General features: G+C 34.0%; 14 protein-coding genes. 7 read left to right on the forward strand and 7 right to left on the reverse strand.

What is annotated here, in order from left to right; translation table 11 throughout:
• Positions 1 to 142: 142 nt before the first annotated feature.
• Positions 143 to 1,123, forward strand: coding sequence for a GTP pyrophosphokinase (locus ACSV4D_RS04575; protein WP_439227317.1), 981 nt, complete (start codon positions 143 to 145; stop codon positions 1,121 to 1,123).
• 316 nt (positions 1,124 to 1,439) lie between these two features.
• On the opposite strand, the gene carB is transcribed toward ACSV4D_RS04575, so the two are convergent.
• A complete protein-coding gene (gene carB, locus ACSV4D_RS04580) occupies positions 1,440 to 4,292 on the reverse strand; it encodes a carbamoyl-phosphate synthase large subunit (RefSeq protein ID WP_408081419.1) in 2,853 nt (950 codons plus the stop codon).
• A 167-nt stretch (positions 4,293 to 4,459) separates the two neighbouring features.
• Positions 4,460 to 4,621 (reverse strand): 50S ribosomal protein L34, encoded by a 162-nt coding sequence (gene rpmH, locus ACSV4D_RS04585; protein WP_008464848.1) that lies wholly within the window; start codon positions 4,619 to 4,621, stop codon positions 4,460 to 4,462.
• Positions 4,622 to 4,787: 166 nt separating this feature from the next.
• Between rpmH and ACSV4D_RS04590 the strand changes: the two genes are divergently transcribed.
• Entirely contained in the window at positions 4,788 to 5,303 is a 516-nt protein-coding gene (locus ACSV4D_RS04590; protein ID WP_408081418.1) for a DUF2892 domain-containing protein, read from the forward strand.
• 77 nt (positions 5,304 to 5,380) lie between these two features.
• Here the strand turns inward: ACSV4D_RS04590 and ACSV4D_RS04595 are convergent, their stop codons facing one another.
• Complete coding sequence (locus ACSV4D_RS04595) at positions 5,381 to 6,052, reverse strand: YqiA/YcfP family alpha/beta fold hydrolase (RefSeq protein WP_439227318.1); 672 nt, start codon at positions 6,050 to 6,052, stop codon at positions 5,381 to 5,383.
• Between the two features lie 266 nt (positions 6,053 to 6,318).
• Here ACSV4D_RS04595 and ACSV4D_RS04600 point away from each other — a divergent pair, with 266 nt between their 5' ends.
• Complete coding sequence (locus ACSV4D_RS04600) at positions 6,319 to 6,621, forward strand: GNAT family N-acetyltransferase (RefSeq protein ID WP_439227319.1); 303 nt, start codon at positions 6,319 to 6,321, stop codon at positions 6,619 to 6,621.
• 76 nt (positions 6,622 to 6,697) lie between these two features.
• On the opposite strand, the gene ACSV4D_RS04605 is transcribed toward ACSV4D_RS04600, so the two are convergent.
• From ACSV4D_RS04605 to ACSV4D_RS04620, 4 genes are all read right to left on the reverse strand, one after another.
• Positions 6,698 to 8,332, reverse strand: coding sequence for an ABC-F family ATP-binding cassette domain-containing protein (locus tag ACSV4D_RS04605; protein ID WP_439227320.1), 1,635 nt, complete (start codon positions 8,330 to 8,332; stop codon positions 6,698 to 6,700).
• 159 nt (positions 8,333 to 8,491) lie between these two features.
• Complete coding sequence (locus ACSV4D_RS04610; protein WP_439227478.1) at positions 8,492 to 9,955, reverse strand: alanine/glycine:cation symporter family protein; 1,464 nt, start codon at positions 9,953 to 9,955, stop codon at positions 8,492 to 8,494.
• A 162-nt stretch (positions 9,956 to 10,117) separates the two neighbouring features.
• Positions 10,118 to 11,293, reverse strand: a complete 1,176-nt coding sequence (locus ACSV4D_RS04615; RefSeq protein ID WP_439227321.1) for a GlmU family protein — start codon at positions 11,291 to 11,293, stop codon at positions 10,118 to 10,120.
• A 126-nt stretch (positions 11,294 to 11,419) separates the two neighbouring features.
• Positions 11,420 to 11,671 (reverse strand): type B 50S ribosomal protein L31, encoded by a 252-nt coding sequence (locus ACSV4D_RS04620; protein WP_035662670.1) that lies wholly within the window; start codon positions 11,669 to 11,671, stop codon positions 11,420 to 11,422.
• 241 nt (positions 11,672 to 11,912) lie between these two features.
• On the opposite strand from ACSV4D_RS04620, the gene ACSV4D_RS04625 reads away from it, so the two are divergent.
• The 4 genes from ACSV4D_RS04625 (at position 11,913) to ACSV4D_RS04640 (ending at position 17,100) form a co-directional block, all read left to right on the forward strand.
• Entirely contained in the window at positions 11,913 to 12,446 is a 534-nt protein-coding gene (locus tag ACSV4D_RS04625; protein ID WP_439227322.1) for a DUF4199 domain-containing protein, read from the forward strand.
• Between the two features lie 7 nt (positions 12,447 to 12,453).
• Positions 12,454 to 13,413 (forward strand): glycosyltransferase family 2 protein, encoded by a 960-nt coding sequence (locus tag ACSV4D_RS04630; protein ID WP_408081411.1) that lies wholly within the window; start codon positions 12,454 to 12,456, stop codon positions 13,411 to 13,413.
• A gap of 130 nt (positions 13,414 to 13,543) precedes the next feature.
• Entirely contained in the window at positions 13,544 to 15,271 is a 1,728-nt protein-coding gene (locus ACSV4D_RS04635; RefSeq protein ID WP_408081410.1) for a phospho-sugar mutase, read from the forward strand.
• Positions 15,271 to 17,100: an ABC transporter ATP-binding protein gene (locus ACSV4D_RS04640; protein ID WP_439227323.1), complete on the forward strand. Its 1,830-nt coding sequence runs from the start codon at positions 15,271 to 15,273 to the stop codon at positions 17,098 to 17,100. Before ACSV4D_RS04635 ends, ACSV4D_RS04640 begins: the two co-directional genes overlap by 1 nt.
• The last annotated feature ends 25 nt before the right edge of the window (positions 17,101 to 17,125 follow it).

A 17,125-nucleotide genomic window follows, 5' to 3' on the forward strand; every position in this document is an offset into this window, starting at 1 on the left:
TATTTTTATATTTGTAAGTGTACGAAAAAAAATTAATACACAATAATAACCACCAAAATAGGCGCATAACATGCCAATCAAGCTTAAAACTAGTTCAATTTATACGCATATAAGCTAGTTAGACGAAATACAAAAAAACTGAATGAATATACAAGAAACAAAAAATCAATTCGAAAATTTAAAGTCTTCTTATGACAGTTTGGGAAGAAATGTGATTGAATCACTTAAAATTTTGTTGCAAAATGAAAACATTCAGACACTTTCTATTTATTATAGAGTTAAAAGTTCTGAATCTTTTTTAGAAAAGATTACTCGAAAATCATATGAAAAACCTTTTGATGAAATTGAAGATATTTGTGGAATTAGAATAATATGTTATTACCAAACTGATATTGAAAAGATATCAAATATAATTAATAAGGAATTTAATGTTTCTGAATCCGAAGACAAAGAAACAACTCTTGACTACAATCAATTTGGTTATCGTTCCTATCATCTAATTGCTTCTGTAAATTCAGAATGGGAAAAAACACCAAATTTCAGAGGCCTTTCTAATCTAAAGTGTGAAATTCAAATTAGAACAATTTTGATGCACGCTTGGGCCGAAATTGAACATTCATTAGCTTATAAAACTGAACTTCAAACTCCAATGAAATTTAGAAGAAAACTTCATAGAATTAGCGCAAAATTAGAAGAAGCTGATGAGCAGTTTGAAGAATTAAAAATTGAAAGTAAAAAATACCAAATTGAAGTTAGTGAAAAAGTAAAGAAAACGACCGACGATAAATTGGAATTAAATATAGACACTTTGCAAGCCTTTATGGATGCTAATTTTCCTAGAAGACATAAGAATCTTGATTCTACAGGAGAATTACTCGACCAAATGGTTCACTATGGTATTACTTTAGATGAATTAAGTGGACATTGGAAGAAAATTAAACCAAAATTTTTAGATATTGAAAAAGAATATTTATTAGAGAATAAAGGAGGATTTACCAAATGGGCACAACCCGGAATCGCACGTTTTGTATTGGATTTATTTAATGAGAATTTTAGAAAACGTTTAAAAAGTGAGCAAACAAGAAATAAAATTAATGAATATAAAGAAAAGTACTTTGCCTAACAGCCACTACAACGGATTTGGGCATTAGGTTTAATTTGAAGTTGGTTTTGTATTTGGAAGACTTGGCAAATCCGAAATAGGTTTTAATTTAACCCCAATCCCAATAGCGCGGAAATATTTTCCGTGCCCGCAACAATGAGCAAATAATCAATACAAAACATAACAAACGACTTTGTAAAGTTACTGGCTGAGATTGCTTCGTTCCTCGCAATGAACTGTACTATAAACCAGTCGCTTGGAAACAGACAAAGCTTAGCAAGATTATAACCAAAAAAAAGCCCCAAAAAGGGGCTTTTCAATATTTAAACCTAAGTGCTTATTTACTCAGGTACATTTTTCTTCTGGAGTACAATTCGTAGAATTGGTCGTCTTTTAAGTCATCAATAAACAAGATGCTTTCTCCTGTAGATTTCATTTCAGGTCCTAAAGCTTTGTTTACATTCGGGAACTTACTGAAAGAGAATACCGGTTGCTTGATGGCATATCCTTTTAATTGTGGATTGAAATCAAAGTCCGTTACTTTACTGTGTCCTAACATTACTTTCGTAGCATAGTTTACATACGGCTCTCCGTAAGCTTTAGCAATAAACGGAACCGTACGGGAAGCTCTTGGATTCGCTTCGATAATGTAAACTGTATCGTCTTTAATAGCAAACTGGATGTTGATTAATCCTACTGTTTTCAAAGCGATAGCAATTTTCTGAGTATGGTCTTTAATCTGTTGCATCACAAATTCTCCTAAGTTAAAAGGAGGCAATGTAGCGTTAGAATCTCCGGAGTGTACTCCACAAGGTTCAATATGCTCCATAATTCCGATGATGTATACATTTTCACCGTCGCAAATGGCATCTGCTTCTGCTTCAATGGCACCATCAAGATAGTGGTCTAAAAGCAATTTGTTACCCGGAATAGTTTTCAGCAGGTTTACTACGTGCTCTTCTAACTCCTGCTTGTTGATTACAATTTTCATTCCCTGACCCCCCAGTACATAAGAAGGACGAATCAATAATGGGAAATCCAGCTGGTCAGCAAGCTCAGAAGCTTCATCAGCGGTTTCAGCGATTCCGAATTTAGGGAAAGGAATTTCTAATTCAGTCAGTAAATCAGAGAAACGTCCTCTGTCTTCGGCTAGATCCAGTGCATCAAAACTGGTTCCGATGATTTTCACTCCGTATTTAGATAATTTTTCAGCTAATTTAAGCGCTGTTTGTCCACCTAACTGAACGATAACCCCTTCCGGTTTTTCGTGCTGGATGATATCGTAAATATGCTCCCAGAATACCGGTTCGAAGTATAATTTATCAGCTGTATCAAAATCAGTTGAAACGGTTTCAGGATTACAGTTAATCATGATCGTTTCGTATCCACACTCTTTAGAAGCCAGGACTCCGTGTACACAAGAGTAGTCAAATTCGATTCCCTGCCCGATACGGTTAGGTCCTGAACCTAATACAATGATTTTCTTTCTGTCAGTAACCACACTTTCATTGTCTACAAAACGGGTTCCGTCTGCTTTTTCAATTTCTGCTTCAAAAGTAGAATAGTAGTAAGGTGTTTTTGCTTTAAACTCTGCTGCACAGGTATCCACCAGTTTAAACACACGGTTGATGTTCATGTTCATACGCAAAGCATGTACTTCACTTTCCAGACAACCCATCATGTGAGCGATTTGTCTGTCGGCAAAACCTTTTTGTTTTGCTTCAAGCAAAAATTCTTTTGGTAAAGTTGTTATTGTATATTTAGCAATCTCTTTCTCAAGTGTATGTAATTCTTCGTATTGTTTTAAGAACCACATATCAATCTTAGTGATTTCGTGAATTCTGCTCAATGGAATTCCCATTGCGATAGCATCATAAATCACAAAAACTCTATCCCAGCTTGCGTAAGTAAGTTTTTCAATAATTTGCTCGTAGTTGGTGTATCCTTTACCATCTGCCCCTAAACCATTACGTTTAATCTCTAAGGATTGAGTAGCTTTGTGTAAAGCTTCCTGGAACGAACGTCCAATACCCATAACCTCACCTACAGACTTCATCTGAAGACCTAAAGTTCTGTCAGAACCTTCAAATTTATCAAAGTTCCAACGTGGTATTTTCACAATTACATAATCCAGTGTAGGCTCGAATAAAGCAGAAGTAGATTTTGTAATTTGGTTTTGTAATTCATCTAAAGTATAGCCTAAAGCTAATTTTGAAGCAATTTTAGCAATAGGGTAACCGGTAGCTTTAGAAGCTAATGCAGAAGAACGGGATACACGAGGGTTGATTTCAATTGCCACGATATCTTCTTTATCATCCGGTGAAACTGCAAACTGCACGTTACAACCTCCGGCAAAGTTACCGATACTACGCATCATCAGGATAGCGTAATCACGTAATTTTTGGAATGTTGTGTCTGACAAGGTCATCGCCGGTGCAACCGTAATAGAATCTCCGGTATGGATTCCCATTGGGTCCATGTTTTCGATAGAACAAATAATTACAACATTGTCATTTTTATCTCTTAAAAGCTCTAATTCGTATTCTTTCCATCCCATCAAAGCTTTATCAATTAAAACTTCGTGAATTGGTGATGCTTCCAGACCGGCAGTTAATAATCTGTCAAAATCTTCCGGTTTGTACACAATAGATGCTCCGGTTCCTCCCAGAGTAAATGACGGACGAATAACAAGCGGGAAACCAAATTCCTGAGCAATTTCTTTTCCTCTTAAGTAAGAAGTACAAATTTCAGCAGGAGCTGTAGGTACATCTATTTTCTTAAGCAATGCTTTAAACTGATCTCTGTCTTCAGTAATATTAATGGCGTTTACATCAACTCCTATCAAACGTACTCCAAAATCTTCCCAAATTCCTTTGTCCTGTGCTTCCAAACACAAGTTAAGTGCTGTTTGTCCTCCCATTGTAGGCAATACAGCATCAATTTGCGGGTGCTCTTTTAGAATTTCGATAATCGACTTTGTTGTTAAAGGCTTCAAATAAATATGATCCGCCATAGATGGGTCGGTCATAATTGTAGCAGGGTTCGAATTGATAAGAATAACCTCAATTCCTTCTTCGCGAATAGAACGTGCTGATTGTGATCCTGCGTAATCAAATTCGCAGGCTTGACCAATAACAATAGGACCTGAACCTATAATTAAAACTGATTTTATTGAAGTGTCTTTTGGCATTATATGATAATTATTGTTTTAATGAAGTAATTTTTTTTACTCAATTCTGTTGTTTAAAAATGATGCAACTCACTAATAATCTTAATCTTGAGTCTTATTTTACCGACAAGATATAAAAAAAGGCGGTACTAAAAAAAGTAACGCCCTTATTTATGCTTATACAAACATTATTTTTTGTGTCTAGGTTCGCTAGAAACAGTTAATTTATGTCTTCCTTTAGCTCTTCTACGCGCAAGAACTTTTCTTCCATTTGCAGAAGCCATTCTGTCCATAAATCCGTGTTTATTTCTTCTTTTTCTTTTCGATGGTTGAAACGTTCTTTTGCTCATTGCTTTGTATCTTTAAAACTTATTTATATGTATCTTTTATTTTCGAATGGTGGTTATTCTGAAACCGAGTGCAAATATACAAAGACTTTTTTTTCTGGCAAGAAGTTTTATAAAAATATTTTTAAATCCTTTTACTATCTTTGCAAACATAAATTATATACCCACCATGTTAAACAAGAATATCAAACTTATTATCGCCGGACTTATCGTAATTACCAGCATTTGGCAGTTTACAGAAAACAATATCGGAAACGGAATCTTCTTATTATTACTTACTATAATTCCTGTTTTTCTGTATTACAGAAACGAATTTATCTTATTGGCTTTTTTAAAATTAAGAAAACAGGACTTTGAAGGTGCTCAAAAATGGCTTTCTTATATTAAAAATCCGGAATCTGCATTGATTAAAAAACAACAAGGCTACTTTAATTACCTTCACGGAATCATGCTTTCACAAACCAACATCAATCAATCTGAAAAATATTTCAAGAAAGCAATCGAATTAGGATTATCTATGGATATGGATTTGGCTGTAGCCAAATTAAATCTGGCTGGAATCGCATTGTCACGCAGAAGAAAACTGGAAGCGACTAACCTGATTAGTGAAGTAAAAAAGTTAGACAAACAAAATATGCTGAAAGAACAAATCGCTATGATGAAAGAACAAATGAAAAGAATCTGATTTTTTTCTAAAACAACAATCCCGAAATTTCGGGTCAAAATCCCAAATTCCAAGAGTTTGGGATTTTTTTTTATTATTTACAACCCGGGATTTTTTCCTAAAATAATATCCGGCAAATGGGTATTAAACCAACGGTATTTTGTGTAAATCACAACATGCGTTCCGCCTTTGATTACAATACATTTTTTTATATTCTGAACAGGAAATATGCGGTCTTTATCTCCATGAATGTGAACAACGCGATTATCTGCCGCTAAACGATTCCAAAGAACTACTTTTTCCACCGCCCATTTCAAATAATAAATATCCCGCACGGATAAAAAAGTATCATACAATTGTATCCTATGCTTTAATTTCTCTGTCAATATTGATTTTGCCAGCTTGTTCAACCCTAAAATCAACCGCATTGGAATTAATTTATGTGCCAAAGTTGATTTAGCAAATTTGATTCGTTTAGGTAATTCTGATCTTGTTTTTACACTCGAAATAATAATTATTCTTCTAACTTCTATTAAATCAGCAATTTCCTGAACCAGAATTCCACCAAAGGAAACCCCAATTAAAACCGGATTTTTTTCGGTAATCTTCAACACTATCCTTTTAGCATAATCCACCAGAGACTCTTGTGGTTTTGGAATTTCCCATTCTAAATAATGGACATCAAATAGTGCTTCATCCAATTTGATTCGTTCAAAAATCAATGAATTAGCTGCCAGTCCGGGCATGAAATAGACAGGAATTTTACTCATAATCAAATTTACACTTTTACAACAGGAATAAAACTAATATAAGTCTTTTAAGGAATAACACCTAATTTTTGCAAATAACAAAATTCCTGTTTTAAAATCAGAAATCAAAAATGTAAAGTTAAAATTATTTGATTTTGATTATCAATTACTTAACTTTACAATCCCTCATTCAGTTAGAAATCATTGCACAGATAATTTGGCTATAAAAAAGAATAATCTTTATTCATTCTTATATTTTTTAGTCTTTTTCAATAAATAAAAAAAACATGGAAACAATTGCTACTATCGAAATTAAAGACAACTCTTTTGCAAGACAATTTGAAACCACAATCCCCGAAGGACTCGTAACAGTAGAATATTCTTTTCAGGAACGGAAAATATTTTTAACTAAAATTAATACTCCCGAAGAATTCAATAACGAAAAATTCATTGACAATTTACTTAAAACTATCTTAGAAAATGCCATTGAACAACGCTTAAAAGTCGTTCCTACCTATCCCAGAATCGTTCAGTTTTTCAAAAAAAATCCATCATACAAAGAATTACTTCCCCCTGGAATCCGAATTTAACTCTACATATAATTCTAAAACAAAAAAGGCACAAGAATCAACTTGCGCCTTTTTTGTTTTATTGTTAAATCGAAATTTATTTTTCAATTTCTCTCATGCTTTCCATTTTCTTGTGCGCTAAGAAACCGGAAATATCTTCAAAATGCTCTACTACTCTTTTGTTTCCAAATTCAAAAACCTTAGTTGCCAGACCATCTAAAAAATCACGGTCGTGAGAAACTAAGATTAAAGTTCCGTCGAAATCACGTAATGCATCTTTAATAATATCCTTAGTTTTCATATCCAGGTGATTAGAAGGCTCATCCAGAATCAACAAATTAACAGGCTCTAACAACAATTTTATCATTGCCAAACGTGTTTTTTCTCCACCGGAAAGTACTTTTACTTTCTTAGTAATATCATCGCCCTGAAACATGAATGCACCCAAAATATTTTTGATTTGCGTACGAATATCACCAACAGCAATATTATCTATGGTTTCAAAAATAGTAGCATTTTCATCTAACAATGAAGCCTGATTTTGAGCAAAATACCCTATCTGAGCATTATGACCAATCTCAACACTTCCGCCATCAATACCAATTTCTTTCATGATAGCTTTAATCATTGTCGACTTACCCTCACCATTTTTACCTACGAAAGCCACTTTTTGACCTCTTTCAATAACAATATTAGCATCCTTAAAAACCACATGATCTCCATAAGCTTTAGCCAAATCCTTCACCACAACAGGATATTGTCCTGAACGTGCCGCAGGCGGAAACTTTAATCTCAAAGCCGAAGTATCTACCTCATCTACCTGAACAATATCTAATTTTTCTAACATTCGAACACGGGACTGAACCGCATCTGTTTTAGAAAAAGTCCCTTTAAAACGCTCAATAAAGGCACGATTATCAGCAATCATTTTTTGTTGCTCGTCGTAAGCTTTTTGTTGGTGAATTCTACGATCTTTTCGCAATTCTAAATAATGCGAATATTTAGCTTTGTAATCGTATATTCTACCCATTGTTACCTCAATAGTACGATTAGTAATATTATCAACAAAAGCCCTATCATGAGAAATTACCACAACTGCCTTAGCCGAATTAATCAGGAAATCTTCTAACCATTGAATACTTTCAATATCCATGTGATTGGTAGGCTCATCCAGTAAAATCAAATCAGGTTTGCGTAATAAAATTTTAGCTAATTCGATTCGCATTCTCCATCCTCCTGAAAACTCTGATGTTTGTCTTGTAAAATCTTCCCGAACAAAACCTAGTCCCATCAAGATTTTTTCCACTTCCGCTTCATAATTTACTTCTTCGATGGCATAAAACTTTTCACTTAAATCAGAAACACGCTCGATTAACTTCATATAGTCATCACTCTCGTAATCTGTTCTAATCGTTAATTGCTCATTGATTTCGTCAATTTCCGATTTCATAGCAAAAATTTCAGAAAAAGCTTTAGAAGCTTCTTCCATCACTGTTGCTCCATCAGTAGTTAATAAATGCTGAGGCAAATAAGCCACAACAGCATCTTTAGGAGTTGAAACACTCCCTGTTGAAGGTTTAGAATTTCCTGCTATAATTTTTAAAAGTGTCGATTTTCCCGCACCATTCTTACCCATAAGGGCAATTTTATCATTTTCATTGATTGCAAAAGAAACATCACTAAAAAGTGTAGTTCCTCCAAACTGAACCGATATATCGTTAATTGTAATCATTGTTTTTTATTTATTCGGTTAACCATTTAATTGATTAGCTCTTTTTTTGAAAGCTGCAAAGATAGCTTAATTAAGTAATTTTTTCCTATAAAATAAAAGCTTCTGATTGCAACCCAAAAATTGCAATCAGAAGCTTCAAAATAGTATCAAAAAATTCGATTAATTCACTTTTGTCTTATTCAGAGTATTCCAGATATGCGCATTAGAAACTCCTATTTCCTCCGGAACAAAAACAGGATCCTTACCGGATTTCTTCTGTTTTTCATAATCCCCTAACGCTTTCAAAGCCGGTTTTTGCAAAAGAATAATTGCCACAATATTAAACCATGCCATTAATCCCACTCCTACATCACCAATTGCCCATGCTAATTTTGCCTGATTCAAAGCACCATACATAATAACAAACATCATAACCACCTTTAGAATATAATAAAACACAGCTGATTCCATCTTTCTGGTCAAATAAGAAATATTAGTTTCTGCGATATAATAATAAGCAATAATAGTTGTGAAAGCAAAGAAAAACAACGCTATTGCCACAAAATAAGACCCAAAACCGGGAAAAACAGTATCCATTGCGCTTTGTGTATAAGCCGGTCCTACCGCTACATTATGTAATCCCTTATATAAAAATTCCGATGCTCCATTAGTACCAAAATCAGGATTTTGGACATTATACATTCCTGTAATCAAAATCATAAAACCGGTAGCTGAACATACAAATAACGTATCAATATACACCGAAAAAGACTGCACCAAACCCTGTTTAGCCGGATGCGAAACATTTGCAGCTGCAGCAATATGTGGTGCCGTTCCCTGTCCTGCTTCATTAGAATAAATTCCTCTTTTTACACCCCATTGAATCGCCAGACCAAAAACAGCTCCAAATCCGGCTTCTAAATCGAAAGCACTTTTAAAAATTAAACTAACAACCCTTCCCAACTGATCAAAATTAACCCCAATAATTATAAGAGCCAGCAAAATATAACCAATAGCCATAAAAGGTACTACAAACTCTGTAAACTTCGCTATTCTTTTTACCCCTCCAAAAACAATAGCTCCAAACAACACCACCATTCCCAAACCTGAAATCCAGGTATCGAAGTTAAAAGCATTTTGAATTCCCTCTGCAACAGAATTAGCCTGAACTCCCGGTAAAAATACTCCTGCCGAAATTACTGAAACAATCGCAAATAATACTGCAAACCACTTCACCCCAAGACCTCTTTCAATATAAAAAGCAGGACCTCCGCGGAATTCCCCTAAATGTTTTTCCTTATAAATTTGCGCCAGAGTAGCCTCAACATAAGCAGTACTCGCACCTAAAAAAGCAACCGTCCACATCCAAAACATAGCCCCCGGACCACCAAAAGCAATCGCTGTAGCCACACCGGCAATATTCCCCGTTCCCACTCTTCCCGCTAAAGACATGGCTAAAGCCTGAAATGAAGAAACACCGGAATCTGTACTTTCTCCATCAAATAACAAACGCCACATTTCTTTAATATAGCGTATTTGCAGAAAACGAGTTCGTATTGAAAAATAAAGTAGTGTACCCAAACACAAAATGATTAAGCCATTACTCCAAATCACATCGTTTAACATTCCCACAAATTCTTCCATATCTTTATTAAGTATTAATTTACCATCAAAAAAACAACAAAACATCCATTTATCAAACATTTTTATAATAAATAACAAAAAAAACATCTTAAAACAAAAAAGCTTTGTTCTTTACAAACAAAGCTTTTTTAATAAATTCTATGATATAAAAAAGGATACAGATTATTCTTTTCTCCATTTTTTAGTTTCTTCAAAAACATGTTCTAAAATAGCAGCTTCTTTTTCATCAAATTCTATATTTCTTCTTCCCATAACCAACTTCGCTGTTTCGAAAGCTTTTTTGGTCACATAAGTGGTAAATCCTGCTGCTCCGCCCCAGGAAAAACTTGGAACAAAATTACGAGGAAATCCACTACCAAATATATTTGAACTCACTCCGATAACTGTCCCGGTATTAAACATCGTATTGATTCCGCATTTACTGTGATCACCCATCATCAAACCACAAAACTGTAAACCCGTCTTAGCAAAACCTTCTGTTTCATAACTCCATAGCTTAACCTCATCATAATTATTTTTAAGATTTGAATTATTAGAATCCGCTCCAATATTACACCATTCTCCTAAAACTGAATTTCCCAAAAATCCGTCATGCCCCTTATTAGAATGATTGAACAGCACTGAATTATTAATTTCTCCTCCTATTTTCGAATAAGAGCCTACCGTTGTTGCTCCATAAATTTTGGCACTCATTTTGACAACCGCACCTTCACAAAGCGCAAAAGGTCCCCGGATAACAGTACCTTCCATTATTAAAGTATTTTTACCAATGTAAATAGGACCTGTAGCAGCATTTAGCGTAACAAATTCCAATTGAGCGCCTTCTTCAATAAAAATATTCTCCGGCGCAATAACATTTACGCTTTTAGGAATAGGCTGTGATTTTCTTTCTTCTGTTAAAAATTCAAAATCCTCGCGAATAGCCGCATCATTTTTAGAAAAAATATCCCAAGTATTCATAACCGTCAAACAGTCTTCATTGTATTCGATAATTTCATAAGAATCAAAATCAACTTCCTCCTGACTGTCATTAGTAAAAAAAGCAATTACTTCTTCTCCTTTAAACAAAGCCTGATTTGGTTCCAGATTCGAAACCATTTCAGCCAAAACTTCATTCGGAAGAAAAGAAGCATTAATCATTATATTCTCTTCTAATTCCACCATCGGATATTTATCAGACAAATATTCTTCTGTTAAAGTCGTAATTGTTGAGCCTAAATATTTCTCCCATTTTTGACGTATAGTTAGAATCCCAATAAGAATATCCGCTACGGGACGAGTAAAAGTAAATGGTAATAATGCATTACGAGCAGGTCCGTCAAAAAGTATATAATTCATAAAGCTGTCAATTTGTTAATTGTATTTTTTTGTAAAATACGAGCCAAAGTTACAAAGTTTTCAAATAGATTAAAATAAAAAAGCCCTCCGAATGGAAGGCTTAAATTATATAAAAACAAATTAAAATTATTTAATATGTTTAGCGTATTTAGTTTTGAATTTATCAATACGTCCTGCTGTATCAATAAGTTTAGATTTACCTGTATAAAAAGGGTGAGAAGTTCTGGAAATCTCCATTTTTACAACTGGGTATTCAACACCATCAACTGTAATTGTCTCTTTAGTATCTGCAGTAGATTTAGTGATAAAAACGTCATCATTTGACATGTCTTTAAAAGCAACTAATCTGTAATTTTCCGGGTGTACACCTTTTTTCATCTTGAATCTTTTTTTTATTTGTTTGGCTATAACTTAATTTTGAAGCTTTCCTTTTAACAGAAAAGGTATAAACTAATTATAACTTTTTATTTTATATTAATTTTGAGGATGCAAAAATACAATTATTTTTCAATAAACAAATGTTTATTTCTTTTTTTTATATAAATGGCTAAAAACAGTTTTTTCCACTTCAATATACAGGGAATTACTATATTTGTTGCTTAATTAAAAGCTTTTTAAAATGATTCATGAGACTATCAAAAAAAACGGAGTGAATTTTGGAATTATTACCGGATTAACTTCTGTTTTAATTACTGCTTTGATTTACTCTATTGATTTAAATTTATTTACATCAGCCTGGGTTGGAGTTTCTAATTTGGCTATATATCTCATTATTGCCATCGTATTATTAAGCAAAACAAAAAAAGAATTTCCGGGCACTTTTACTTTTAAAGATGCTTTTACCACCTACTTTATTTCAGCTCTGATTGGAATTGCAATATCGGTAGTTTTCAATATCATACTATTTAATTTTATTGATCCTGCCGCCAAAGACACCATTAAAGAGCTTACTATTAAATATATGATTTCTGCAATGGAAAAGTTTAATGCTCCTGCTGCAACTATAAATAAAGCCGTTACTGATTTAAAAGAAAACGATCAGTTTTCAATTGCCGGATTATTAAAAGGCTCCTTATCAAATATTGTTTTCTGCACCATTTTTGGTCTAATTATGGCTGCTTTCTTTAAAAGCAAATCCTCATCACAAGAATAAAAAATCGATGAATCTATCTATATTAATCCCTCTTCTTAACGAAGAAGAATCACTTAAAGAACTTTACACCTGGATTATTAAAGTAATGCAGGAACACCGTTATTCCTACGAAATCATATTTCTGGACGACGGAAGCTCTGACAAATCATGGTTTATCATTCAGGAATTTGCTGCCCAGAATCCGCATGTTAAAGGCATTCGATTCATGAAAAACTTCGGGAAATCTCAGGCTTTACACGCTGGTTTTGCTAAAGCTCAGGGCGATGTAATCATCACTATGGATGCTGACCTGCAAGACAGCCCCGAAGAAATTCCGGGATTATACCAAATGATTACCCAGGAAAATTTTGATTTGGTATCCGGATGGAAAAAGAAACGCTATGATTCTGTAGTTGCTAAAAATCTTCCTTCCAAATTATTTAACTGGGCTGCCCGAAAAACTTCAGGAGTTCATTTAAATGACTTTAATTGCGGACTGAAAGCTTATCGAAATATTGTTGTAAAAAATATTGAAGTTTCCGGCGAAATGCATAGATACATTCCGGTTCTTGCAAAAAATGCCGGTTTTGGAAAAATTGGTGAAAAAGTAGTACAGCATCAGGCCAGAAAATACGGTGAAACAAAGTTTGGAATGGAACGTTTTATCAACGGATTCTTAGATTTAATCACCATTTGGTTTCTCTCAAGGTTCGGAAAAAGACCGATGCACCTCTTTGGAGCTATTGGTTCTTTGATGTTTATCATCGGATTTTTGTTAGCGGGATATATTGGATTTTCTAAATTGTACCATATGTATAACAACATGTCATACAGTTTAGTCACTAACAATCCATGGTTTTTTATTGCCCTAACCACGATGATTTTAGGAACACAATTATTTTTAGCCGGTTTTCTTGGCGAAATCATTTTACGCACGAAGAATAATGAAGAAAGATATAAAATTTCAAATGAAATTAATTTTTCTTAAACAATCTTCTGCTTAAAAAATAATAAAATCCTATATTTATTACATCTAAACCAGTGAGTTGTTTTAAAGAAATACAAGAAACTAAAACAACACAAAACATAAAACTACAACAGTAAAAAAAGCTACAAAAATGGAAATTAAACAAAACATTTTAGACGCCGTCAATGAGTGGAAAAGTCCAGTATTTGACCACGAAACTCAGGAAGCAATTAATAAATTACTAACCGACTCTCCTAAAGAGGCAGAAGAAAGCTTCTACAAAAACTTAGAATTTGGAACCGGCGGAATGCGGGGGGTTATGGGAGTTGGAAACAACCGTATTAACAAATACACTCTGGGAAAAAGTACACAAGGACTTTCTAATTACCTGCATACCGTTTTTCCTAATCAGCCCATCAAAGCCGTTATTGCTTTTGATTGTCGCCACAACAGTAAAACATTAGCTAAGGTAGTTGCTGATGTTTTTTCTGCAAATGGAATTCAGGTTTATCTGTTTTCTGATTTAAGACCTACACCGGAATTGTCTTTTGCCCTAAGACATTTAGGCTGTCAGTGTGGCATTGTTCTTACAGCTTCGCACAATCCACCGGAATACAATGGTTATAAAGTTTACTGGGAAGACGGTGGTCAGATTGTTCCTCCCGAAGACGCAGCAATTATTAATGCTATTGAAAAATTAAATTATAATGATATCAAATTTGATGCTAATGAGAATTTGATTGAATATATTGATAAAGAGGTTGATCAGGCTTTTATCCAATCCACTATTGAAAATGCCAGTTTTGACACTCCTGCTGAAGCAAAAGACAATCTGAATATTGTTTTCACTTCACTGCACGGAACTTCAATTACTGCAATCCCGGAAACTTTTGCGCAAGCAGGCTACAAAAACGTAAACATAGTAGAAGAACAGGCAGTACCTGACGGAGATTTTCCAACAGTGAAGTCACCAAATCCTGAGGAACCGGAAGCTTTAACTTTAGCCTTGGCTTTAGCCGATAAAACCAATGCAGATATCGTTATTGGTACTGATCCCGACTGTGACCGCTTAGGAATCGCTGTTAGAAACAACGAAGGAAAAATGACTTTGTTAAACGGAAACCAAACGATGATTTTAATGACTGCTTTTCTATTAGAAAAATGGAAAAAAGCAGGTAAAATCAACGGAAAACAGTTTGTGGGCTCCACCATTGTTTCTACTCCTATGATTATGGAATTAGCATCTGCTTACGGAGTAGGATTTAAAGTAGGATTAACAGGCTTTAAATGGATTGCTAAAATGATTAAAGATTTCCCTGAATTGGAATTCATCGGAGGTGGTGAAGAAAGTTTTGGATACATGGTAGGTGACGCTGTTCGTGATAAAGATGCGGTTGCAGCTACACTGTTAATTTGTGAAATAGCTGCTCAGGCTAAAGCCAACGGAAGCAGTGTCTACAAAGAATTATTGCAATTGTACACTCAACATGGATTCTATAAAGAATATCTGGTTTCATTAACTAAAAAAGGAATGGAAGGCTTACAGGAAATCAACCAGATGATGATTGACCTGAGAGAAAATCCATTAAAAGAAATTAACGGACAACGTGTAGTAATGGTAGAAGATTATCAATCCTCCGTTGCTAAAAATTTATTAGACGGAGAAGAATCCCCAATACATATGCCTAAATCTAATGTATTGATTTATTATACTGAAGACGGATCTAAAATCTGTGCCAGACCAAGTGGAACAGAACCGAAAATTAAATTTTACATAAGCGTAAACACTGAATTAGATACAGTTGAAAACTTCAACGAAACAGAATCTTATTTAGATCAAAAAATTGCTTCAATAATCTCAGAAATGCAATTAAAATAATGGATGTTAACATAAAAAAACTAATTCCTTTTGTTTCAAATTATAAAAAACACATTTATTTAAATGTGTTTTTTAATATATTTTATGCATTGTTTTCTACTTTGCTGATGGTATCTATGATTCCTACCCTCAATGTACTTTTTGGGATTGATGAAAAAATTTATACCGCCCCAGAATACGAAGGAATCGGAACTATCAAAAACTACACGGGAGACTTTCTGAATTACAAAATGACGACCCTTACCGATGTTTACGGTTTTAAAATCATGTTGTTATTTGTTATTTCAATTATCATTATAACCGCTTTTTTAAAAAACATTTCCAACTACTTTGCTTCCTATCATGTTACACGGTTAAGAACAGGTGTTCTTAGAGATTTAAGAAAAAAATTATACACCACAATCATTAACCTGCCTGTATCTTATTATTCTGAAAAGAAAAAAGGAGACGTTATGGCGCGTATGTTAGGAGATATAAATGATGTTCAGAATTCCTTTTTTCAGGTTTTGGAACTGGTTGTCAGAGAACCATTGACTATCATTTTCTCAATAGTAACTATGTTTATTATAAGTCCGAAACTATCTCTTTTTGTTTTAATTTTTATTCCGGTCGCAGGAATTATCATTTCAAGAATCGGAAAAAACCTGAAGGCCAAATCAATAAAAGCACAAAATGAAAATGGTATTTTTATTTCCATTTTAGACGAAACTTTAGGTGGATTAAAAGTGGTAAAAGGGTACAATGCTGAAGAATCTTTTATTGCTAAATTCAACAGTTCCATAAATCGGCTTTTACATCTTTCTAACAGCATTGGGAATAAAAACAACTTAGCTTCTCCTATGAGTGAGTTCCTGGGTATTGTTACTATTTCAGTGTTATTATGGTTTGGTGCCCAACTAGTTGTTGAAGATCAATCCATCACTTCGGCAACTTTTATTACTTATATCGCACTTGCTTACACCATTTTAACTCCTGCAAAAGCAGTTTCTAAAGCATCTTATCAGGTCAAATCCGGATTAGCGGCAGCAGAAAGAGTTTTCACGTTGATGGATCAGGAGAACACTATAATTGACAAAGCTGACGCTGTTGATAAAGAAACCTTTAATGATACTATCCGATTAGAAAACATCAATTTCAGATACAAAAAAGAAAATGTTCTGGATAACTTTACATTAGAGATTCCTAAAGGAAAAACCATTGCACTGGTAGGACAATCCGGTTCCGGAAAAAGTACTATTGCTAATTTACTAACCCGCTTTTACGATGTCAATGAAGGTAAAATAACGATGGATGGATTAGATATTAAAGACATCAAATTAAAATCACTTCGCGGTTTAATGGGATTGGTTACTCAGGATTCTATTCTTTTCAACGATACCATTAAAGCCAACATTGCTTTAGGAAAACCAGATGCAACTGACGAAGAAGTAATTGAAGCTTTAAAAATTGCCAATGCTTACGAATTTGTAAAAGAACTACCCGAAGGAATTCACTCCAATGTAGGCGATAGCGGAAACAAACTTTCAGGCGGACAAAAACAGCGTTTGTCTATTGCACGTGCCGTATTAAAAAATCCACCAATTATGATTCTGGATGAAGCTACTTCTGCTTTAGACACTGAAAGTGAAAAATTTGTACAAATGGCACTCGAAAACATGATGCAAAACCGAACTTCGATTGTTATTGCTCACCGTCTTTCTACTATTCAAAAAGCAAATAGTATTATTGTAATGCATAAAGGTAAAATTGTCGAACAGGGAACACATGAAGAATTAATAGCTTTAAATGGTACTTATAACAAACTGGTAATGATGCAGTCATTCGAATAAATAATTATAATTTAACATCATTCTA

It is taken from the genome of Flavobacterium sp. ARAG 55.4, from assembly GCF_051846875.1.
GTDB classification, from domain to species: Bacteria; Bacteroidota; Bacteroidia; order Flavobacteriales; family Flavobacteriaceae; genus Flavobacterium; species Flavobacterium plantiphilum.